Genomic DNA, 14,943 nt, shown 5'->3' on the forward strand with positions numbered 1-14,943 from the left:
GCTGCTCAAGGGGCTGGGCCCGGCAGTCCAGCTGGCGGGCGCGCTGCAGGTCTACCCGGGTGATCCGGTAACCCAGTCGCCGGGCGGCGAGCACCAGCTCCTGCTGGGTGCGGCAGTGCTTCAGGGCCCGCTGCAGGCTCGTTTCGGCCTCCGCCTCCTCCACCAGCCGCTCCAGTTCGCTCCAGCTCATCGGCTGACCCATTGGTTTTTCACACCATGCCCAACCGCTGCCTTGGGCACAAGCTGGCAGTGCCTCGGCCGGGCGAAACTTCACCAATTGCGGCGCTACTGCTGCAGCACCTGTCGGATGGTGGATTCGGCCACATCGCTGCGGATCTCCACGGAGCCGATTGCATTGGGCAGGACAAACCGCACCCGCCCATCCCGGACTTTCTTATCGCCCTGCAGGCAGGCGATCACCGCTCCAACATCCAGGCTGGGCCAGTCGTGGGGCAGTCCGGCGGCGGCGATGACGGCCCGTTGCCGCTGCTGTTCTGCAGCGTGCCAAAGGCCCATGGTCAGTGCGATCTCACCGGCCGCCACCATGCCGATCGCCACCGCCTCGCCGTGCAGCCAGGTGCCATAGCCACAGAGCGTTTCCACCACGTGGCCAAGGGTGTGGCCGTAGTTGAGGGTGGCCCGCAGGCCCCCCTCCCTTTCATCGGCAGCCACCACCTGCGCCTTGGCTGCAGCGGAGCGCTCCAGAATCTTCTGCAGCAATGGCCCTCCCACGGCCGCCATGCTGCTGAGTCCGCCGCTGGCCTCCAACTCGCTGAACAGCGTTCGGTCGCCGATCACCCCGTACTTGATCACTTCGGCCATGCCGGCCCGAAACTCCCGCTCCGGCAGGGTGCTCAAGGTGCTGGGATCCACCAGCACCAACCTGGGCTGGTGGAAGGCGCCGATCAGGTTCTTACCGCCGGGATGGTTGACACCGGTCTTGCCGCCGATGGCCGCATCCACCATGGCCAGCAAGGTGGTGGGCACCTGCACCACGGCAATTCCCCGCAGCCAGGTGGCGGCTGCAAAACCGGCCATGTCGCCGACGACGCCGCCACCGAGGGCAACGAGCATCGAGCCGCGCTCCAGCCTGCGGGCAAAGGCGGCGTCGTGGATCTGGGCCACGGTGGCGGGGGTTTTCTGGTCTTCTCCGGCGTCGATCACCAGGGTGGTGGCCTCGAAGCCGGCGGCCTGGAGGCTGGCCAGGGCCGTTGCGCCGTAGTGCTCCTGCACCACAGGGTTGGTGACCATCAGCACCTTGGTGCCTTCCTTGCTGCCGCGGGCACGGATCTGCTCCCCCAGGCTGGCCAAGGCACCGGTGCCAATTACCACCGGATAGGGGTTGGCGCTGAGCGCCACCTCGATGGTGCGAATGGCGGTGGGCGCAGCGGTCATGGGAGCGGGCGGGTTGGCTTGCTGGTGTCTGGAGTGGCAGGTCTGCAGCACCTGCCCCCACAATGATGGAACCCGGTCTCGTGCATGTCTCTCTCTGCCCCCCGCACCGCCACAGCCTGGGGTTTTCTGCTGCCAGCCCTAGTGCTGATCGGCCTTTCGGTGCTGATCCCGGCCGCGATGGCCCTGGTGATGAGTTTCAGCCAGGCTGGCCTGGATGTGAGCGAACCGCTGCGATTTGTGGGCCTGGCCAACGTGCGGCGGCTGCTGAGCGATCCGATGTTTTTCCGGGTCACCGGCACCACATTTTTATATCTGGTGGGAGTGGTCCCCCCGATTGTGCTCGGGGCGCTGGCGCTGGCAGTGCTGGTCAACAGCCAGCTGCCCGGGATCCACTGGTTCCGCGGTGCCCTCTACACGCCCGTGCTGGTGTCGATCGTGGTGGCCGCAATCGCCTTTCGTTGGATCTACGCCGAGAACGGCCTGGTCAATGGCTGGCTTGGAGCCCTGCTGGGTCCAGCCTTTGAGCCCATCGGTTTTCTCAGCTCCCCGGTGCTCGCCCTGCCCTCGGTAATGCTGGTCACCCTCTGGAAGGGCCTTGGTTACTACATGGTGATCTTCCTGGCCGGTCTCCAGGGCATCTCCCCCGACCTCTACGAGGCAGCCGCCCTCGATGGCAGTGAGGGCTTGCGCAAGCACCTCGACATCACCCTGCCCCTGCTCCGCCCTTACATCACCTTGGTTGCCGTGATTTCGGCCATCGCCGCCACCAAGGTGTTTGAGGAGGTCTACCTGATGACCCAGGGGGGGCCCGCCGATTCCACCCGGACCCTGGTTTATTACGTCTACGACCAGGCTTTTGCGGAGCTGGAGATCAGCTACGCCTGCACCATCGGCCTGGCCCTGTTCCTGATCGTGCTGTTGCTCAGCCTGGTGCGCTTCCTTTTTGCTGCCGACAAGGGGCTGGCCTGACCGCTGGCCCCTTAGCCTGTCGGATTGTCAATAACTGGGTGATGGCTGATCCGGTGTCAGCACTGGCAGGCTCGGCCGTCGGGGTTGTAGGGGGCGGCCAGCTGGCCATGCTGCTGGCGGCAGCGGCCCGCAGGCTCGAGGTGCCGCTCCATATCCAAACCCCATCGGCCCAGGATCCAGCCGCGGCCCTCGCCACTTCGGTGGTTTTGGCCAATCTCGACGACATCGCCGCCACCCGCGAGCTGGCCCGACGCAGCGGTGCGATCACCTTTGAAAATGAGTGGCTTGACCTGCCCGCCCTGGCCCCATTGGGTTTTGAAGGGGTGGTTTTCCTGCCGAGCCTTGAGGCCCTGTCTCCCCTGGTGTGCAAACGCCGACAGCGCCAGTTGCTGCAGGGTCTGGGCCTGCCCACTCCCCGGTGGTGTGAACTGCCCACCGATGGGGTTTTGCCCGCCGATTTTGCTTATCCCCTGATGGCGAAGCTCGCCAGTGGCGGCTACGACGGCAAGGGAACGGTTGTGCTTGGGGGGCCAGGGGAGCTGGCTTCCCTCCAGGCCAGGGTGCCCCAGGGCGACTGGATCCTGGAGGAGATGGTGCCGTTTGAACTGGAGCTCTCCCAACTGGCCTGCCGCGACAGGGATGGCAACCTGCAGTGCTACCCCCTGGTGCAGACCCACCAGCACCAACAGGTTTGTGACTGGGTGCTTGCCCCAGCTCATGTGCCCCAGGCGGTGCAGGCCTATGCCCGCAACATCGCCGCGTCCCTGATCACGGCTATCAACTACGTGGGGGTGCTCACAATCGAGTTTTTCTACGGCCCCGGCGGATTGCAGGTCAATGAAATTGCCCCCCGTACCCACAATTCTGGTCACCTCACCATCGAGGCCTCCCACACCAGCCAGTTTGAGCAGCAGGTGCGCATTGTCAGCGGTCTGCCGATGGGTTCAGTAGCCCTGCGGGTGCCTGGCGCCTTGATGGTGAATCTGCTCGGTTTCGAGAGTTCTGCCAACGACTACCCAAGCCAGCGGGAGGCCCTGGCGGCCCTCCCTGACGCCAACGTGCACTGGTATGGCAAGCAGGGCTCCAACGCCGGCCGCAAGCTGGGCCACATCACCCTGTTGCTGAGCGGAGCCAGCCCCCAGGAGCGGGCGCTGGAAGCAGAACAGCTGCTGGCTCGGGTGCGCAGCATCTGGCCATTGCCAAGCGCCTAGGATGGGAGCGGACTGCTTTGTTGGTGACTGCCTTTTACAGTTTTCTGATCTGACTCCCTTTTCGACATGGGGGTCTGCAGCGGAAGCAACGTAAGCCGGCCCTTTAGCCGGAAACGGCGCCCCGTCCTTGACCCCCCTTCTGGTAACACCAGGTCGAACGCTGGGGCAAAACGGCACGGTGGTCCACCCCCCCCCTTTTTTAAAACCCTTAAAACCCTTAAAACCCTTTTAAGACCCTCCTAAGACCCTCAGCGCAGCTCAATCAACTCGCTGGCGGGGTAACGCACCTTGGCTGCGCTTGCGTACTTGTCAGCGGGGTCCCGATAGCCCGCTGCGCACACCACAGAGCTGCGGTATGGGGAATCCTCCAGTTGCAGGATCCGGTCATAGGCCGCCGGATCGAATCCCTCGATCGCACAGGTATCCACCTCCAGCAAAGCTGCGGCCGTCATGAAGGTGCCCAGGGCGATGTACACCTGGTTACTGGTCCAACGCCCAATCTGCTGGCTGCGGGGCCCCTCGATCAGGTCCACCTCGATCATGCGCCGATAGGTGGCCAGGGCCCCAGCATCGAGACCCCGGCTGCTGGCCATGGCGCTCAGCAGCCGATCAGCTTGTTCGGCCCCGATCTGGCGTTCGGCCAGAAACACCACCAGGTGGGAGGCGTCGGTGATCTGGCTCTGGTTCCATGATTCAGGTCGCAGCTGCTGGCGCAGGGCAGGATCGCCGATCACCAGAAATTTCCAGGGCTGCAAGCCGTAGCTCGAGGGGCTCTGCACCAGGGCGTTCTCCAGTGCAGACCAGGTTTCTGCATCGATGCGGCGACCCGGATCAAACAGCTTGGTGGCATACCGCCAGGCCATGGCCTGGTTGAGCTGGTCTGGGGTGATCGGCATCGGGAAGCTGGAGGGGGGGTGGGGCCAGGCGCCATTCTGGGGGCCATCGAACCTGCTGCCCGATGTGCAGCCCCTGAGCTGATGAACAGCTTTGATCAGGCTTTCAATTCCCTGCTCTCAATGGCGCCGGGGCCCCTGTTCCCCCGAGCCAGGCAGCTATACCTGCGCAAATACTCGCTGGAGGGTCCGGATGGACCCCAGCGTTTCCGCACCTTTCTCTATCAAGAGCAGGTCGAGGAGGAACCAGAGGGGCTTGTCAGGGTCCGGGGCCTGGCCTTCGCCGTGGTGCACTGGCAGGCACCCCAGACCACCCCAGACGATTACGCCACCTATCTGCAGCAACGCTGGCAGCTGCAACCCTCCAGCCTGGGCCTGGAACTGGAAGATGGCAGTTGGTTTCGCGATGGTGGTGCCTTTGCCCGCTTTCAGGCGCCGGCGCTCTACGAGCGCCGGCCCTCGGGTGCACTGCTGCTGGATGGGTCCTGATCCAGTAGGTGGTCCAGCGCCTGCTGGAGCTGTTCTTTGCTCCAGTTGGTCACCACAAACACCTCCTGGACGCTGCTGCCCCGGCGCGCCACCAACTTGTGGCCACCGGTGATCGCGGTGGACACCCGCAGGCGCAGCTGGGGGCTCCGCCCCCGCACCCGGGAGATCACCGCGGGGGTGACAGTGGCAATTCCCGGCAAACTTGCCAGCCGCTGAAGCAGGGGGATCAGGCCCTCGATGTAGGTGCTGTGGGTGATCACCACCCGGCCCATCAGCCCTGCTCCAAAGGTGCCAGGGTCAGGCCCTCGGCGCCGAGTTGCTGGTGGTAGAGCTCAGCCTGCTCCTGGGGGCCGCACCAGACCACAGCGGAGCCCTCGCCGTCGATGCGGTGGGCCAGTTCCCAGGCCTGATTTGGCTGCATGGCGGGGATGTAGCGCACCAAGCACTCCACCACATGCTGAAAGGTGTTCACATCGTCGTCGAGCACCACCACCTTGAAGCTCGGGTAGCTCTGGCGAACCCGCTGTCGCTCCTGAACGGCGCCTGGGGAAATCGTTGCCACAACCAAAACTTATCAGGAGCGGATGGCCCCAAGCCTAGGTAAACTGGCGACAACACCGAATGGCACTGCCATGTTGATTAGCTTTGGCTGGGCTTCGCTGGCGGCCCTGTTCAGTTTCTCGATTGCCATGGTTGTCTGGGGCCGTCATGGCGACAACAGCATCAAATTCTGATACTGAGCTGGCGACCTTCGGTGCCTGAGCTGCCCATCCCCTCCCAGCTGCTCTCTGCAATCGCTTTGCTGCTCTTGCTTTTCGTCAGTGGGGGGGTGATTTACCTCTCCACGGTCGAATGGCGTGATCGCCGCCGCCGCAGGGCACTGCAAGCCAAGCGCCCCAGATGACTGAGCCCTTGCCCGCCGGGCTGGCTCCATGGGCCTGGCAGAAGGCCGCCCATTTGTTGGTGCCTCCCCCGGCGGCCCCTGGGCGCACCCCTGACTTGGCCCACCTGCTCGAAGCTATTGGGGCAGCCCATGCCGACGGGCTTGCTCCCCATGGTTATGCCCCCCGTGATCTAGCCCCCCTTGGCTTGGCCCTTTTGGGACACTTGCCTACGGAGGGGGATGACGAACAGTTGCGCCTGGCTGCCGATGCCCTCCGCGCCGAAATTGCCGGCGCCACGGTCACCTATGTGGTGAACCGCAATCTCAACGTCTCCAACCACTGCGTCAAGCACTGCAGCTTCTGCGCTTTTCGCCGCGATGCCGGCGACCAAGGGGCCTACTGGCTCAGCGAGGCCGAGCTCGAAGCGCGGGCAGCGGAAGCCCAACAGCTGGGAGCCACGGAGCTCTGCGTCCAGGGGGGGCTCAACCCCGCCGCGACGATCAATGGCAGTCAGCTGGCCTATGCCGAGCGTCTGCTGGAGATACTGCAGCGGGCAGCTCCGGGCATTCACCTGCATGCCTTCTCACCCCAGGAGCTCCTCTACTTCGCCCAAGAGGATGGGCTGGAGCTCGATGTGGTGCTCAAGCGACTACGGGCAGTGGGGTTGGCTTCCATTCCAGGCACGGCGGCCGAGGTGCTCAGCGAGCCTGTGCGGCGGATCCTTTGCCCCGAGAAGCTCTCGGCTCGCGCCTGGGTTGCCGTGATGCTGCAAGTGCATCGGTGCGGTTTAGCCGCCACCAGCACCCTGATGGCGGGACACATCGAGTCGCCCGCCGATCTCGTCGCCCACCTGCTCACCCTGGTGGCCCTGCAATGCCATGCCTGGCAAAATCAACAGGCCGGGTTCAGTGAATTTGTACTGCTGCCCTTCGTCGGTGCGGCGGCACCGGCCGCCCTGCGGTCCCGGGTCTCCCGGGATCAGCCAGAGCGAGCGGCGATGTTGCGGCTCACCGCCCAGGCCAGGATCCTTTTGGGGCCATGGTTCCGCAACCACCAGCCCAGCTGGGTGAAGCTGACCCTGGCTGGGGCCACCGAGGCGCTGCGCTGGGGCTGCAATGACCTGGGTGGCACCCTGATGGAGGAGCACATCACCACCATGGCGGGCGCCACCGGCGGCACATTCCAGTCGCCGCAGGCCCTGGAGGCCGCTGCCCGCAGCCTGGGCCGTCCCGTGCGCCGGCGCACCACGCTCTATGGGGTGGGGCCATGAGGCGCACCGCAGCCCTAACCGCCCTGCTGGTGCTGGTTCCTGGCCTGCTGCTGTGGCGGTGGCCCCGCCCCCGGGCCCTGGGTTTGGCGAGGCTGCTGCCCCAGACAGCCCTGTTGCAGAGTTTTCCCGCCTCGCCCCAGCGAGCCATTCCCGCCCTGTGGAGCCAACGGCTCGGCAGCCCCTTGGCGGAGAGGATCTGGCGCCAGCAGCGCCGAATCTGGTGGCAGTTTTGGGGGCGCGATGGGGATGGTGGCCCCTATCTGGCCTTTGCCGCCCCCAGCTCCCAGCCCGTGCCCCCCCTTGGCCTGCGGGTAGACGATCTGGTGGTGGTGGCGCCAGACCCCCTCTCCCAGCGACTGCTGCAGGACCAGCTCAAGTTGTCTGGACGCCAGCCCCGGGGCCTGGAGCAGCGCTGCCTGCAGCGCCTCCAGCAGGAACAGGCGGTGTTCTGGTCGCCCCTGGGCCTGGGTTTGCTGGCTGGGCCCATGGCCCCCTTACTGCAGCGGTTCCAGGAGGGGTGCTTGAGCCTCACCCTCCAGGGCTCGAATCTCGCAATGGAGGGTGAGGCGAGCTCGACCAGCGGCATCCTGGCCCGGCCGGGAAGGCTTGCTCCCCTGCCTGGGCTGGAGCCGCTGCCGGCAGACCTGCTGTTGGAGTGGCGGGGGCCGGCCCTGGAGGGAGTTTTGCAGGGTCTGCTCAGCCGTCAGTTAATTCGGGAACCTTTGGCCGCCCGCTACGGGATCGGCGAAGGTCAATTGGCCCTACTTGGTTCAGCTCCTTTTGCCCTGCGGCTTCGCCCGGTGTCCAAGGGGCCCTTCCAGGCGAGCCTGGAGCTCGAACTTCAAGTTGGGGCAAACCGCAAGCCCTGGACCCAGCTGCTGAGCACCCTGGTGCCGGCGATCCAAACTCAGGGCCTGGAAGCTACTTCCTCGGGTTCCCCCACCTTGCCGGCCACTACCTGGCTTCGCCAGGACGGCCAGGTGGTGGCGGGCTGGCGCTGGCTGCTGCCCTCCAGCGGTCCACCCCGCTTGCTGCTGTTTCTGGGGCCCCAACCTCCGCTTCTGGCCCAACCATTGCCCAAGGTGTCCCAGAGCGGCCCAGCCCTGACCAGCCCGACCCTGACCAGTCCAGAAATGGCTGCTGCGATGGTGCTGCGGGCCCGACCCCAGGCGCTGGCCCGGCTTGGCCTGCTGCCAACGGAGCTGCCGTTGCCGCTGCAGCAATCGGGCCAGCTCGATCTGGTCGCTTTTCAGCCGGCCGGCCGAGGCCGCGCCCTGGCCTCTCCCCTCAGCCAGCTGATGGGGCGGCTTCAGCTGCAGCAGGCTCGCCGGCCGGTTCGCTAGGCGCCCCATCGCCGGGGGAGGGCTGTTGTTGCCGCTCCCGTTTGCGCCGCTCGGCGGCAACGGTTTCTTCCATAAGCTCCACCGCCTGGACCATCTTTTCCAGATTTGCGGCATAGAGACTGAGATCTTTGTCGAGACGATCCTTGAGCAAGCCCAGGGCACTGCCTAGGTCGTGGGCATAGCTGCGCAGTGCGGAGGGATCCATGGCATCGGCTCCCTGGGCTTGCTCCAGCAGGCTCAGCAAGCCCACGGCCATCAGCCGTGAGTAGTGGAAGTCTGGGCGGCGGATACCTGCCAAGGCTGCCGCCACAGGCTCGGGCGCTCCGGAACCGGCCTGCTCGATCCATTGCTGCACCTCCTCAACGCTGTGACTACCCATGGCAGCAATGGCCGCATCGCGCTGCTGGCGCATGGACTGGGAGTCAAAACCTGAGGCGCTGCAGATGGCGCTGAGCAGGAGCTCCCGGTGGGCATCCGGGCGATAGCCCTTCGAAAACCCGTCAAAAACCTGCACCAGCCCTGCGGCAAAGAGGGGATCGCTGCGGAAGCCAGCCTGGCGACTGAGCAGGTGGAGTTCGACCAGCAGCTCATCCACCATCCGCCTATAGAGGGGCGCGATCACGTAGGGGAAGGCGCTGTGGAAGGCGCGCTTGCTGTCGGCAACGGTGAGGGCTGCGCTCACGCGAAATCAGGCTCGGGGTGGGTCGACCCTAGCTGCCCAGGCTCAGTAGGATCGAACCCTGTTTGAGCAGCTGCTCCATGATCCCGATCGTGATTGAAGAGTCGGGCCGGGGAGAACGGGCATTCGACATCTATTCCCGGCTACTGCGGGAGCGCATCATTTTCCTAGGCGAGCCCGTAACGTCTGAATCGGCGAACAGGGTGGTGGCCCAGCTTCTATTTCTAGAGGCTGAAGATCCAGACAAGGACATATTTATGTACATCAACTCCCCCGGCGGTTCTGTATACGATGGTCTCGGAATATTTGATACAATGCAGCATATCAAGCCCGATGTGCAGACAGTTTGTGTTGGCCTAGCCGCCTCCATGGGCGCCTTCCTGCTCTGTGCCGGCAGCAAGGGCAAGCGCAGCAGCCTTACCCATTCGCGGATCATGATTCACCAGCCCCTTGGCGGCGCCCGGGGCCAGGCCAGCGACATCCGCATCCAGGCCGACGAAATCCTCTATCTCAAAAGGAAGCTCAACCAGGAGCTGGCCGACCGCACCGACCAGCCCCTGAGCCGCATCGAGGAGGATACCGACCGCGACTTTTTCATGTCACCGGCCGAGGCTGTCAGTTACGGGCTGATCGACAAGGTGATCGAGAAGCGCCCAGTTCGCCCGGTCTGAAACCGAGCTAGGCCAGGCCAGGGAGCAGCTGGGATCTGAATTTGAACATCAACCCTGCCTCGGTAGCGAGGATCACCCCAATTCGGCGGCGATCCGTCTGGAATTGAAGTTTGAATTTCACCTCCCCATGGCGAGCTACACGATCACGCTGAGCACCGGCGCCAGCTTCCCCTGCGCTGATGACACCTATATCCTTGATGCGGCTGAGGAGCAGGGCATTGACCTGGCCTTCTCCTGTCGGGCTGGGGCCTGCAGCACCTGTGCAGGCAAGGTCAGTTCAGGTTCGGTTGATCAGAGCGATCAGAGTTTCCTAGATGACGACCAAATCGGGGCTGGCTACGCACTTTTATGCGTGAGCTACCCCCTGGCCGATTGCACGATCACGCCAGACGTAGAGGAAGAGCTCTGATCTCTATATTGCCCAGGCTCAGGCCTGGGCTGGTTCAACCACTGGAGCGGCTGGGCTGATGTCTGCGAGTAGGGGCGAATAGCGTTCCTTTTCTGGAATTTCAGCAAATTCGGCCACGATGGTGCGAAATTCATCGCCATCGAGGGTTTCCTTTTCGATCAGCAACTCAACCATCCGATCCATGCAGCTGCGCTGGGCGGCAACAAGCTTGACGGTATCGATATAGCAAGATTGAACAATTTGCCGCACGGCATCATCAATTTTGCTAGCCAGCCGATCAGAGCCATCGCTGCGGGTCATCAGGTCCCGCCCCAGGAATACCTCCTGGTTGCCGGCCTCAAAAGACACCTGGCCCAGGTCACTCATGCCGAAGCGAGTCACCATCTGGCGGGCGATCGAGGCAACCTGCTGGATGTCCCCGCCGGCACCGGTTGTGACTTCAGCATGGCCGAAGACAACCTCTTCCGCCGCCCGACCACCCAGGGCTCCCATAATTCGGGCCCTGAGCTGGGCTCTGCTGACGAGCATCTGCTCTTCATCAGGTGCAAACCAGGTGAGGCCTTGGGCCTGGCCGCGGGGAATCAGGGTGACCTTCTGGACCGGATCGTGGGCCTGCACCAGGGTGCCCACCAGGGCATGGCCCACCTCGTGATAAGCGATCAGACGCTTACTGCGTCCGTCGGTGAGGGGTTTACCCTCCATGCCGGCGATGACCCTGTCGACGGCATCGTCGATTTCGGCCAACCCGGTGGCCTCCTTGCGACGACGGGCGGTGAGAATTGCCGCCTCATTGAGCAAGTTTGCCAGATCCGCACCGGAAAATCCTGGGGTTCGGCGGGCAATTGCCTCGAGGCTCACATCTGCCGCCAAAACCTTGTTGCGGCTGTGCACCTTCAGCACTGAAAGCCGGCCCTTGATATCCGGCACGTCAACCTGCACCTGGCGATCGAAGCGACCCGGCCTCAGCAGGGCGGAATCCAGCACATCGGCCCGGTTCGTGGCCGCAATGATGATGATGCCGCTGTTGCCTTCAAAGCCATCCATCTCGGTGAGCAGCTGGTTGAGGGTCTGCTCCCGCTCGTCGTTTCCACCGCCCACACCGGCACCGCGCTGACGGCCGACCGCATCGATCTCATCGATGAAGATCAAGCAGGGGCTGTTCTCCTTGGCCCGCTTAAACAAGTCCCGCACCCGGCTGGCGCCGACGCCCACAAACATCTCAACGAATTCCGATCCGGAGAGCGAGAAAAAGGGCACGCCCGCTTCCCCTGCGATCGCTTTTGCCAACAGTGTTTTGCCGGTGCCAGGGGGACCAACCAGCAGCACACCCTTGGGGATTTTGGCGCCTACGGAGGTGAATCTCTCCGGAGTCTTGAGGAAGGTCACCACTTCCTGCAGGTCCTGCTTGGCCTCCTCCACCCCGGCCACGTCGTCAAACTTGACGCCCGTCTCAGCCTCCATGGCGAAGCGGGCCTTGGTCTTACCAAACTGCATTGCCTGGCCGGGGCCACCTGGCATCCCGCTACCCCGGCGGGCCAGGAACACCAGCGAGCCGATCAGCAGCAGGGGGAAGAGAAGGTTGCCGAGCAGGCCGAGCACCGGCGGGGCGCTCTTGGGCGGGTGAATGTCAAAACTGATCCCCTGCTCCTTGAGGTTGTTCACCAGCTCGGGGGCAACCCCGGGCAGATCTACCCGCAGCCGCTGCACCCTGTTGTCCAGGTCGGGATCCACCGCCTCGATCACAGCCGTGCGGCCGCCGTCATAGATGTCAACTGCGGTCACCCGGCCGGCATCGACGTAATCGAGGAAGCGGCCGTAACTCATGCGGGCTACCGCCGCATTGCGAGGAGCCTCGTTCGCAGTATTTGGGTTGAAGCGGGGCGTACCGCCGTTACCAAGCAGCTGCCAGCCGAGGAAGGCCACCACGGCCAAAGGCAGCAGCCAGAGAGCAATTAGACGCCACCGCTGATTCATAACTGACCCGCTTTCTTACCGAGTGTAACGGCGCTGGGGTCCCCGATCGCTGACCCGCCCAGGGCGCTTCAGACAGCGTCAGACCAGCTGAACTCCCATGGGCTGGCGGATTGGAGCAGGTCAACCTGGGGCGAAGCGGCTGGGATATCGATACCGAGCTCTTCAGCCTGGAGTGTCTCCAGCAGTTCCGGCCCGCCCAGCCCATGGGTCCAGACCTTCACTTCGCTGGTGGGGGGGCACTCAAAACTGAGCAGCTCGAAGGGAAAGACAACCCGCTCCAGAAAAAACTCGTTGGGGCCAACGCAACGCATGATCACCATGCGGCTACTGCTGTTTCTGTAGCTGCAAGCCAGGACAGTCAAAGTCGGTGCCGGTTAACAGCCCCATCAAGCCACTGCTTATTTGGAGTTTTGGTGACCAAGGGCACCCTTTTGTGCTCTTTATATTTGTTTCGGTTTGTCAGAGGCTGCGCAGGGCGACGATGGGATCGAGTTGGGCTGCCCGGCGCGCTGGCACCACTCCGAAGAAGAGGCCGATGGAGCCCGAAAGGACCACCGTTCCCAGCACAGTGCTGGCGCCGATAGCCGCGGGCAGGGGGGTCACCAAAGCGACCAAGGCCACGGTGCCGATGCCCACCGCACTGCCGATCAAGCCGCCCAGGCTGGCCAGCACCAAGGACTCCACCAGAAACTGCAGCAGCACATCGCCACTGCGGGCCCCTAGAGCTTTGCGCAAGCCGATTTCCTCGGTGCGCTCGCTCACTGACACCAACATGATGTTCATGATGCCGATACCACCTACAAGCAGGGATACGGCTCCAATGGCACCCAGCATCAAGGTGAGCCCGCCGGTGATGGTGCTCACGATGGTGAGGGCATCCTTCTGGGAGCGCACGGCAAAGTCGTCTTCCCGCAGGATTCGGTGCCGCTGGCGCAGCAGGTTGGTGATCTGGAAGCTGGCCGCCCCAGTGCTCTGCTCATCGCGGGCTTCGACACTGATGAAGTTGAGGTTGACGCCGTAGGTGGGATCCCGACCTGAAAGTTTGCTCACCATCGTGGTGAGGGGTATGTAGCCGTTTTCATCCTGGTTCTGGCCGAATACGGCTCCCTTCGGCTCGAGCACGCCAATTACTTCAAACAGCTGGTTGCGAATGCGCAGCTGGCGACCCACAGCAGCCTTGCCCGGGAACATCTTGCTGCCCAGGTCAGGCCCGACCACAAGCACATTGCGGGCCGCATTGAGATCGCTCGCAGTGAAAAAACGCCCCTGGGCCATCTCAAATTGACGCACGGGCAGAAATTCAGGGGTCACCCCTGAAATAGAGGCGGTGCCACTGACCGCACCGGCCTGGAGAACCTCACTCAGGGTGATCTGGGGGGCAACCCGCTTGACGCTGGGTACCTGCTCGGCGATGGCCTGGGCGTCTTCGAACACCAGGGTCTTGGGAAAATCAATGCCCTGGCGGCGGGTGTCGTTGTTGCCTGGCACAACAAAAAGTACATTTGCGCCCAGATTGCTCAGCTGACCCTCAGCCAGGTTCTGGGCACCCTTGCCAACCCCCACCAGGGTTATCACCGAAGCATTGCCGATCACAATGCCGAGCATGGTGAGCAGGCTGCGCAGCTTGTTGGCGCGCAGGGTGGAGAGGGCCATCCCCACCGATTCGCGCACTGGGAGTTTGGATGTCATGGCTGCCGGAACCAGCTCTGCAGTGCTTAGACGATGGCGCCGTTGGGGTCACTGTTGTGGCTGCGGGCGCCTCGATGCACCTCTCCCCGCTGCAGATCGAGGGTGACGATTTCGCCTTGAAGCAGACTGGCGATGGCATTGGCGACCCCCACAATCGTCGGGATCCCGGTGCTCTGGGCGATCACGGCAGCGTGGCTCTCCATGCCGCCGATTTCGGCGATGACCGCCTTTGCCTTGCGGATCGCCTCCACATACTCAACCGTCGTCTCCCGTACCACCAGGATCTCACCGGTCTGGATGGCAGCGGCCGCCGCCGGACTATCCACAAGCCGCACCCGGCCGCTCACCGAGCCATTGCCGATGCCGACCCCCTTGGAGAGCACGGCCGAGACGGTGCCAACCTTGATGAAGTCGGTGGAGCCACTCACCCCGGACAGGGTGCCGGCCGTTTGTACCACCAGATCGCCATCCTTGAGGAAGCCGAGCTCCCTGGCCTTGCCCATGGCGAGGCTGAAGGTGCTGGTGGAAGAGCTCTGCTCCGGCACCAGAAGGGGATTTACACCCCAGCAGAGCTGCAGCTGGCGTGCCACCTGCACCTCACTGGTGATGGCCAGGATCGGCGTGCTGGGCCGGAACTTGCTGACGTTGCGGGCCGTTGAGCCCCCCTTCGTAAGTGGCAGGATCGCCGCGGCGTTGAGCTGGCGGGCGATGCTGCTGACCGCCTGGCAGATCGCATTGCCAATTGTGGGCGCCATGTTGCTGTCATGGTGGCGCTGGGGGTAGTCGCGCTCGATCCGCCTGGCAATGGTGGCCATCGTGGCTACGGCCTCCACCGGGAAGTCGCCGACCGCGCTCTCATTAGAGAGCATCACCGCATCTGTTCCGTCGAGGATGGCATTGGCCACATCGCTCACTTCGGCCCTGGTGGGCCTGGGGCAACTCACCATCGAATCGAGCATCTGGGTGGCGGTGATAACCGGGATACCGAGGCTGTTGGCCTTGCGGATCAGCTCCTTTTGCAGCAACGGCACTTCCTCGGCAGGCATTTCGACGCCGAGGTCGCCCCT

General features: G+C 63.9%; 19 protein-coding genes and 1 other RNA gene. 10 read left to right on the forward strand and 10 right to left on the reverse strand.

Translation table 11 applies throughout. The features are described 5' to 3' along the window. Together KBZ15_RS06545 and aroB are read right to left on the reverse strand one after the other, a co-directional pair. Positions 1 to 190, reverse strand: a 190-nt coding sequence (locus KBZ15_RS06545) for a Nif11 family protein (RefSeq protein WP_255014373.1), incomplete at its 3' end; no start/stop codon positions are given. Positions 191 to 285: 95 nt separating this feature from the next. Further along, on the reverse strand, positions 286 to 1,395 hold the full coding sequence (gene aroB, locus KBZ15_RS06550) for a 3-dehydroquinate synthase (protein ID WP_255014374.1): 1,110 nt from the start codon (positions 1,393 to 1,395) through the stop codon (positions 286 to 288). Positions 1,396 to 1,479: 84 nt separating this feature from the next. Between aroB and KBZ15_RS06555 the strand changes: the two genes are divergently transcribed. From KBZ15_RS06555 to ssrS, 3 genes are all read left to right on the forward strand, one after another. Next, on the forward strand, positions 1,480 to 2,364 hold the full coding sequence (locus tag KBZ15_RS06555) for a carbohydrate ABC transporter permease (RefSeq protein ID WP_255014375.1): 885 nt from the start codon (positions 1,480 to 1,482) through the stop codon (positions 2,362 to 2,364). Positions 2,365 to 2,405: 41 nt separating this feature from the next. Further along, the gene (locus tag KBZ15_RS06560; RefSeq protein WP_255014376.1) at positions 2,406 to 3,575 is read left to right on the forward strand and encodes a 5-(carboxyamino)imidazole ribonucleotide synthase; all 1,170 of its coding nucleotides are present in this window, start codon (positions 2,406 to 2,408) and stop codon (positions 3,573 to 3,575) included. 6 nt (positions 3,576 to 3,581) lie between these two features. After that, a non-coding RNA gene (gene ssrS, locus KBZ15_RS06565) (6S RNA) lies at positions 3,582 to 3,764 on the forward strand. Between the two features lie 59 nt (positions 3,765 to 3,823). On the opposite strand, the gene KBZ15_RS06570 is transcribed toward ssrS, so the two are convergent. Beyond that, positions 3,824 to 4,471, reverse strand: coding sequence for an NAD(P)H-dependent oxidoreductase (locus KBZ15_RS06570; protein ID WP_255014377.1), 648 nt, complete (start codon positions 4,469 to 4,471; stop codon positions 3,824 to 3,826). A gap of 81 nt (positions 4,472 to 4,552) precedes the next feature. Between KBZ15_RS06570 and KBZ15_RS06575 the strand changes: the two genes are divergently transcribed. Next, a complete protein-coding gene (locus tag KBZ15_RS06575) occupies positions 4,553 to 4,957 on the forward strand; it encodes a hypothetical protein (protein WP_255014378.1) in 405 nt (134 codons plus the stop codon). Here the strand turns inward: KBZ15_RS06575 and KBZ15_RS06580 are convergent. Then, a complete protein-coding gene (locus tag KBZ15_RS06580) occupies positions 4,912 to 5,229 on the reverse strand; it encodes a DUF2103 domain-containing protein (protein WP_255014379.1) in 318 nt (105 codons plus the stop codon). The two genes, KBZ15_RS06575 and KBZ15_RS06580, sit on opposite strands and share 46 nt — an antisense overlap. Continuing rightward, complete coding sequence (gene clpS / locus KBZ15_RS06585) at positions 5,229 to 5,519, reverse strand: ATP-dependent Clp protease adapter ClpS (protein ID WP_197148975.1); 291 nt, start codon at positions 5,517 to 5,519, stop codon at positions 5,229 to 5,231. Before clpS ends, KBZ15_RS06580 begins: the two co-directional genes overlap by 1 nt. A gap of 70 nt (positions 5,520 to 5,589) precedes the next feature. Here clpS and petN point away from each other — a divergent pair, with 70 nt between their 5' ends. Genes petN through KBZ15_RS06605 form a run of 4 tightly spaced genes read left to right on the forward strand, consistent with a single transcriptional unit; the run spans position 5,590 to position 8,454 of the window. Continuing rightward, positions 5,590 to 5,691 (forward strand): cytochrome b6-f complex subunit PetN, encoded by a 102-nt coding sequence (petN, locus tag KBZ15_RS06590; RefSeq protein ID WP_197153610.1) that lies wholly within the window; start codon positions 5,590 to 5,592, stop codon positions 5,689 to 5,691. A gap of 20 nt (positions 5,692 to 5,711) precedes the next feature. Further along, a complete protein-coding gene (locus tag KBZ15_RS06595) occupies positions 5,712 to 5,861 on the forward strand; it encodes a hypothetical protein (protein WP_255014395.1) in 150 nt (49 codons plus the stop codon). Beyond that, positions 5,858 to 7,111 carry a CofH family radical SAM protein gene (locus KBZ15_RS06600; RefSeq protein WP_255014381.1) on the forward strand — a complete coding sequence of 418 codons (1,254 nt, stop codon included), beginning with the start codon at positions 5,858 to 5,860 and terminating at the stop codon, positions 7,109 to 7,111. Before KBZ15_RS06595 ends, KBZ15_RS06600 begins: the two co-directional genes overlap by 4 nt. After that, positions 7,108 to 8,454 (forward strand): hypothetical protein, encoded by a 1,347-nt coding sequence (locus tag KBZ15_RS06605; RefSeq protein ID WP_255014382.1) that lies wholly within the window; start codon positions 7,108 to 7,110, stop codon positions 8,452 to 8,454. Before KBZ15_RS06600 ends, KBZ15_RS06605 begins: the two co-directional genes overlap by 4 nt. On the opposite strand, the gene psb29 is transcribed toward KBZ15_RS06605, so the two are convergent. Continuing rightward, entirely contained in the window at positions 8,399 to 9,136 is a 738-nt protein-coding gene (gene psb29, locus KBZ15_RS06610; protein ID WP_255014383.1) for a photosystem II biogenesis protein Psp29, read from the reverse strand. The genes KBZ15_RS06605 and psb29 overlap by 56 nt on opposite strands. 77 nt (positions 9,137 to 9,213) lie before the next feature. Here psb29 and clpP point away from each other — a divergent pair, with 77 nt between their 5' ends. Beyond that, positions 9,214 to 9,804, forward strand: a complete 591-nt coding sequence (gene clpP, locus KBZ15_RS06615) for an ATP-dependent Clp endopeptidase proteolytic subunit ClpP (RefSeq protein WP_255014385.1) — start codon at positions 9,214 to 9,216, stop codon at positions 9,802 to 9,804. Positions 9,805 to 9,931: 127 nt separating this feature from the next. Continuing rightward, positions 9,932 to 10,213 (forward strand): 2Fe-2S iron-sulfur cluster-binding protein, encoded by a 282-nt coding sequence (locus KBZ15_RS06620; protein ID WP_255014386.1) that lies wholly within the window; start codon positions 9,932 to 9,934, stop codon positions 10,211 to 10,213. 18 nt (positions 10,214 to 10,231) lie between these two features. Here KBZ15_RS06620 and ftsH read toward each other — a convergent pair whose 3' ends face one another. The 4 genes from ftsH to KBZ15_RS06640 form a co-directional block, all read right to left on the reverse strand. Then, positions 10,232 to 12,187: an ATP-dependent zinc metalloprotease FtsH gene (ftsH, locus tag KBZ15_RS06625; protein WP_255014388.1), complete on the reverse strand. Its 1,956-nt coding sequence runs from the start codon at positions 12,185 to 12,187 to the stop codon at positions 10,232 to 10,234. Positions 12,188 to 12,255: 68 nt separating this feature from the next. Beyond that, on the reverse strand, positions 12,256 to 12,549 hold the full coding sequence (locus KBZ15_RS06630; protein ID WP_255014390.1) for a DUF1830 domain-containing protein: 294 nt from the start codon (positions 12,547 to 12,549) through the stop codon (positions 12,256 to 12,258). Positions 12,550 to 12,646: 97 nt separating this feature from the next. Further along, positions 12,647 to 13,876 (reverse strand): ABC transporter permease, encoded by a 1,230-nt coding sequence (locus tag KBZ15_RS06635; protein WP_255014392.1) that lies wholly within the window; start codon positions 13,874 to 13,876, stop codon positions 12,647 to 12,649. A gap of 26 nt (positions 13,877 to 13,902) precedes the next feature. Continuing rightward, positions 13,903 to 14,943 (reverse strand): pyruvate kinase (locus tag KBZ15_RS06640; protein ID WP_255014393.1); only part of this gene is annotated, 1,041 nt, incomplete at its 5' end.

This window comes from Cyanobium sp. BA20m-p-22 (assembly GCF_024346275.1).
Taxonomy (GTDB): Bacteria; Cyanobacteriota; Cyanobacteriia; order PCC-6307; family Cyanobiaceae; genus Cyanobium_A.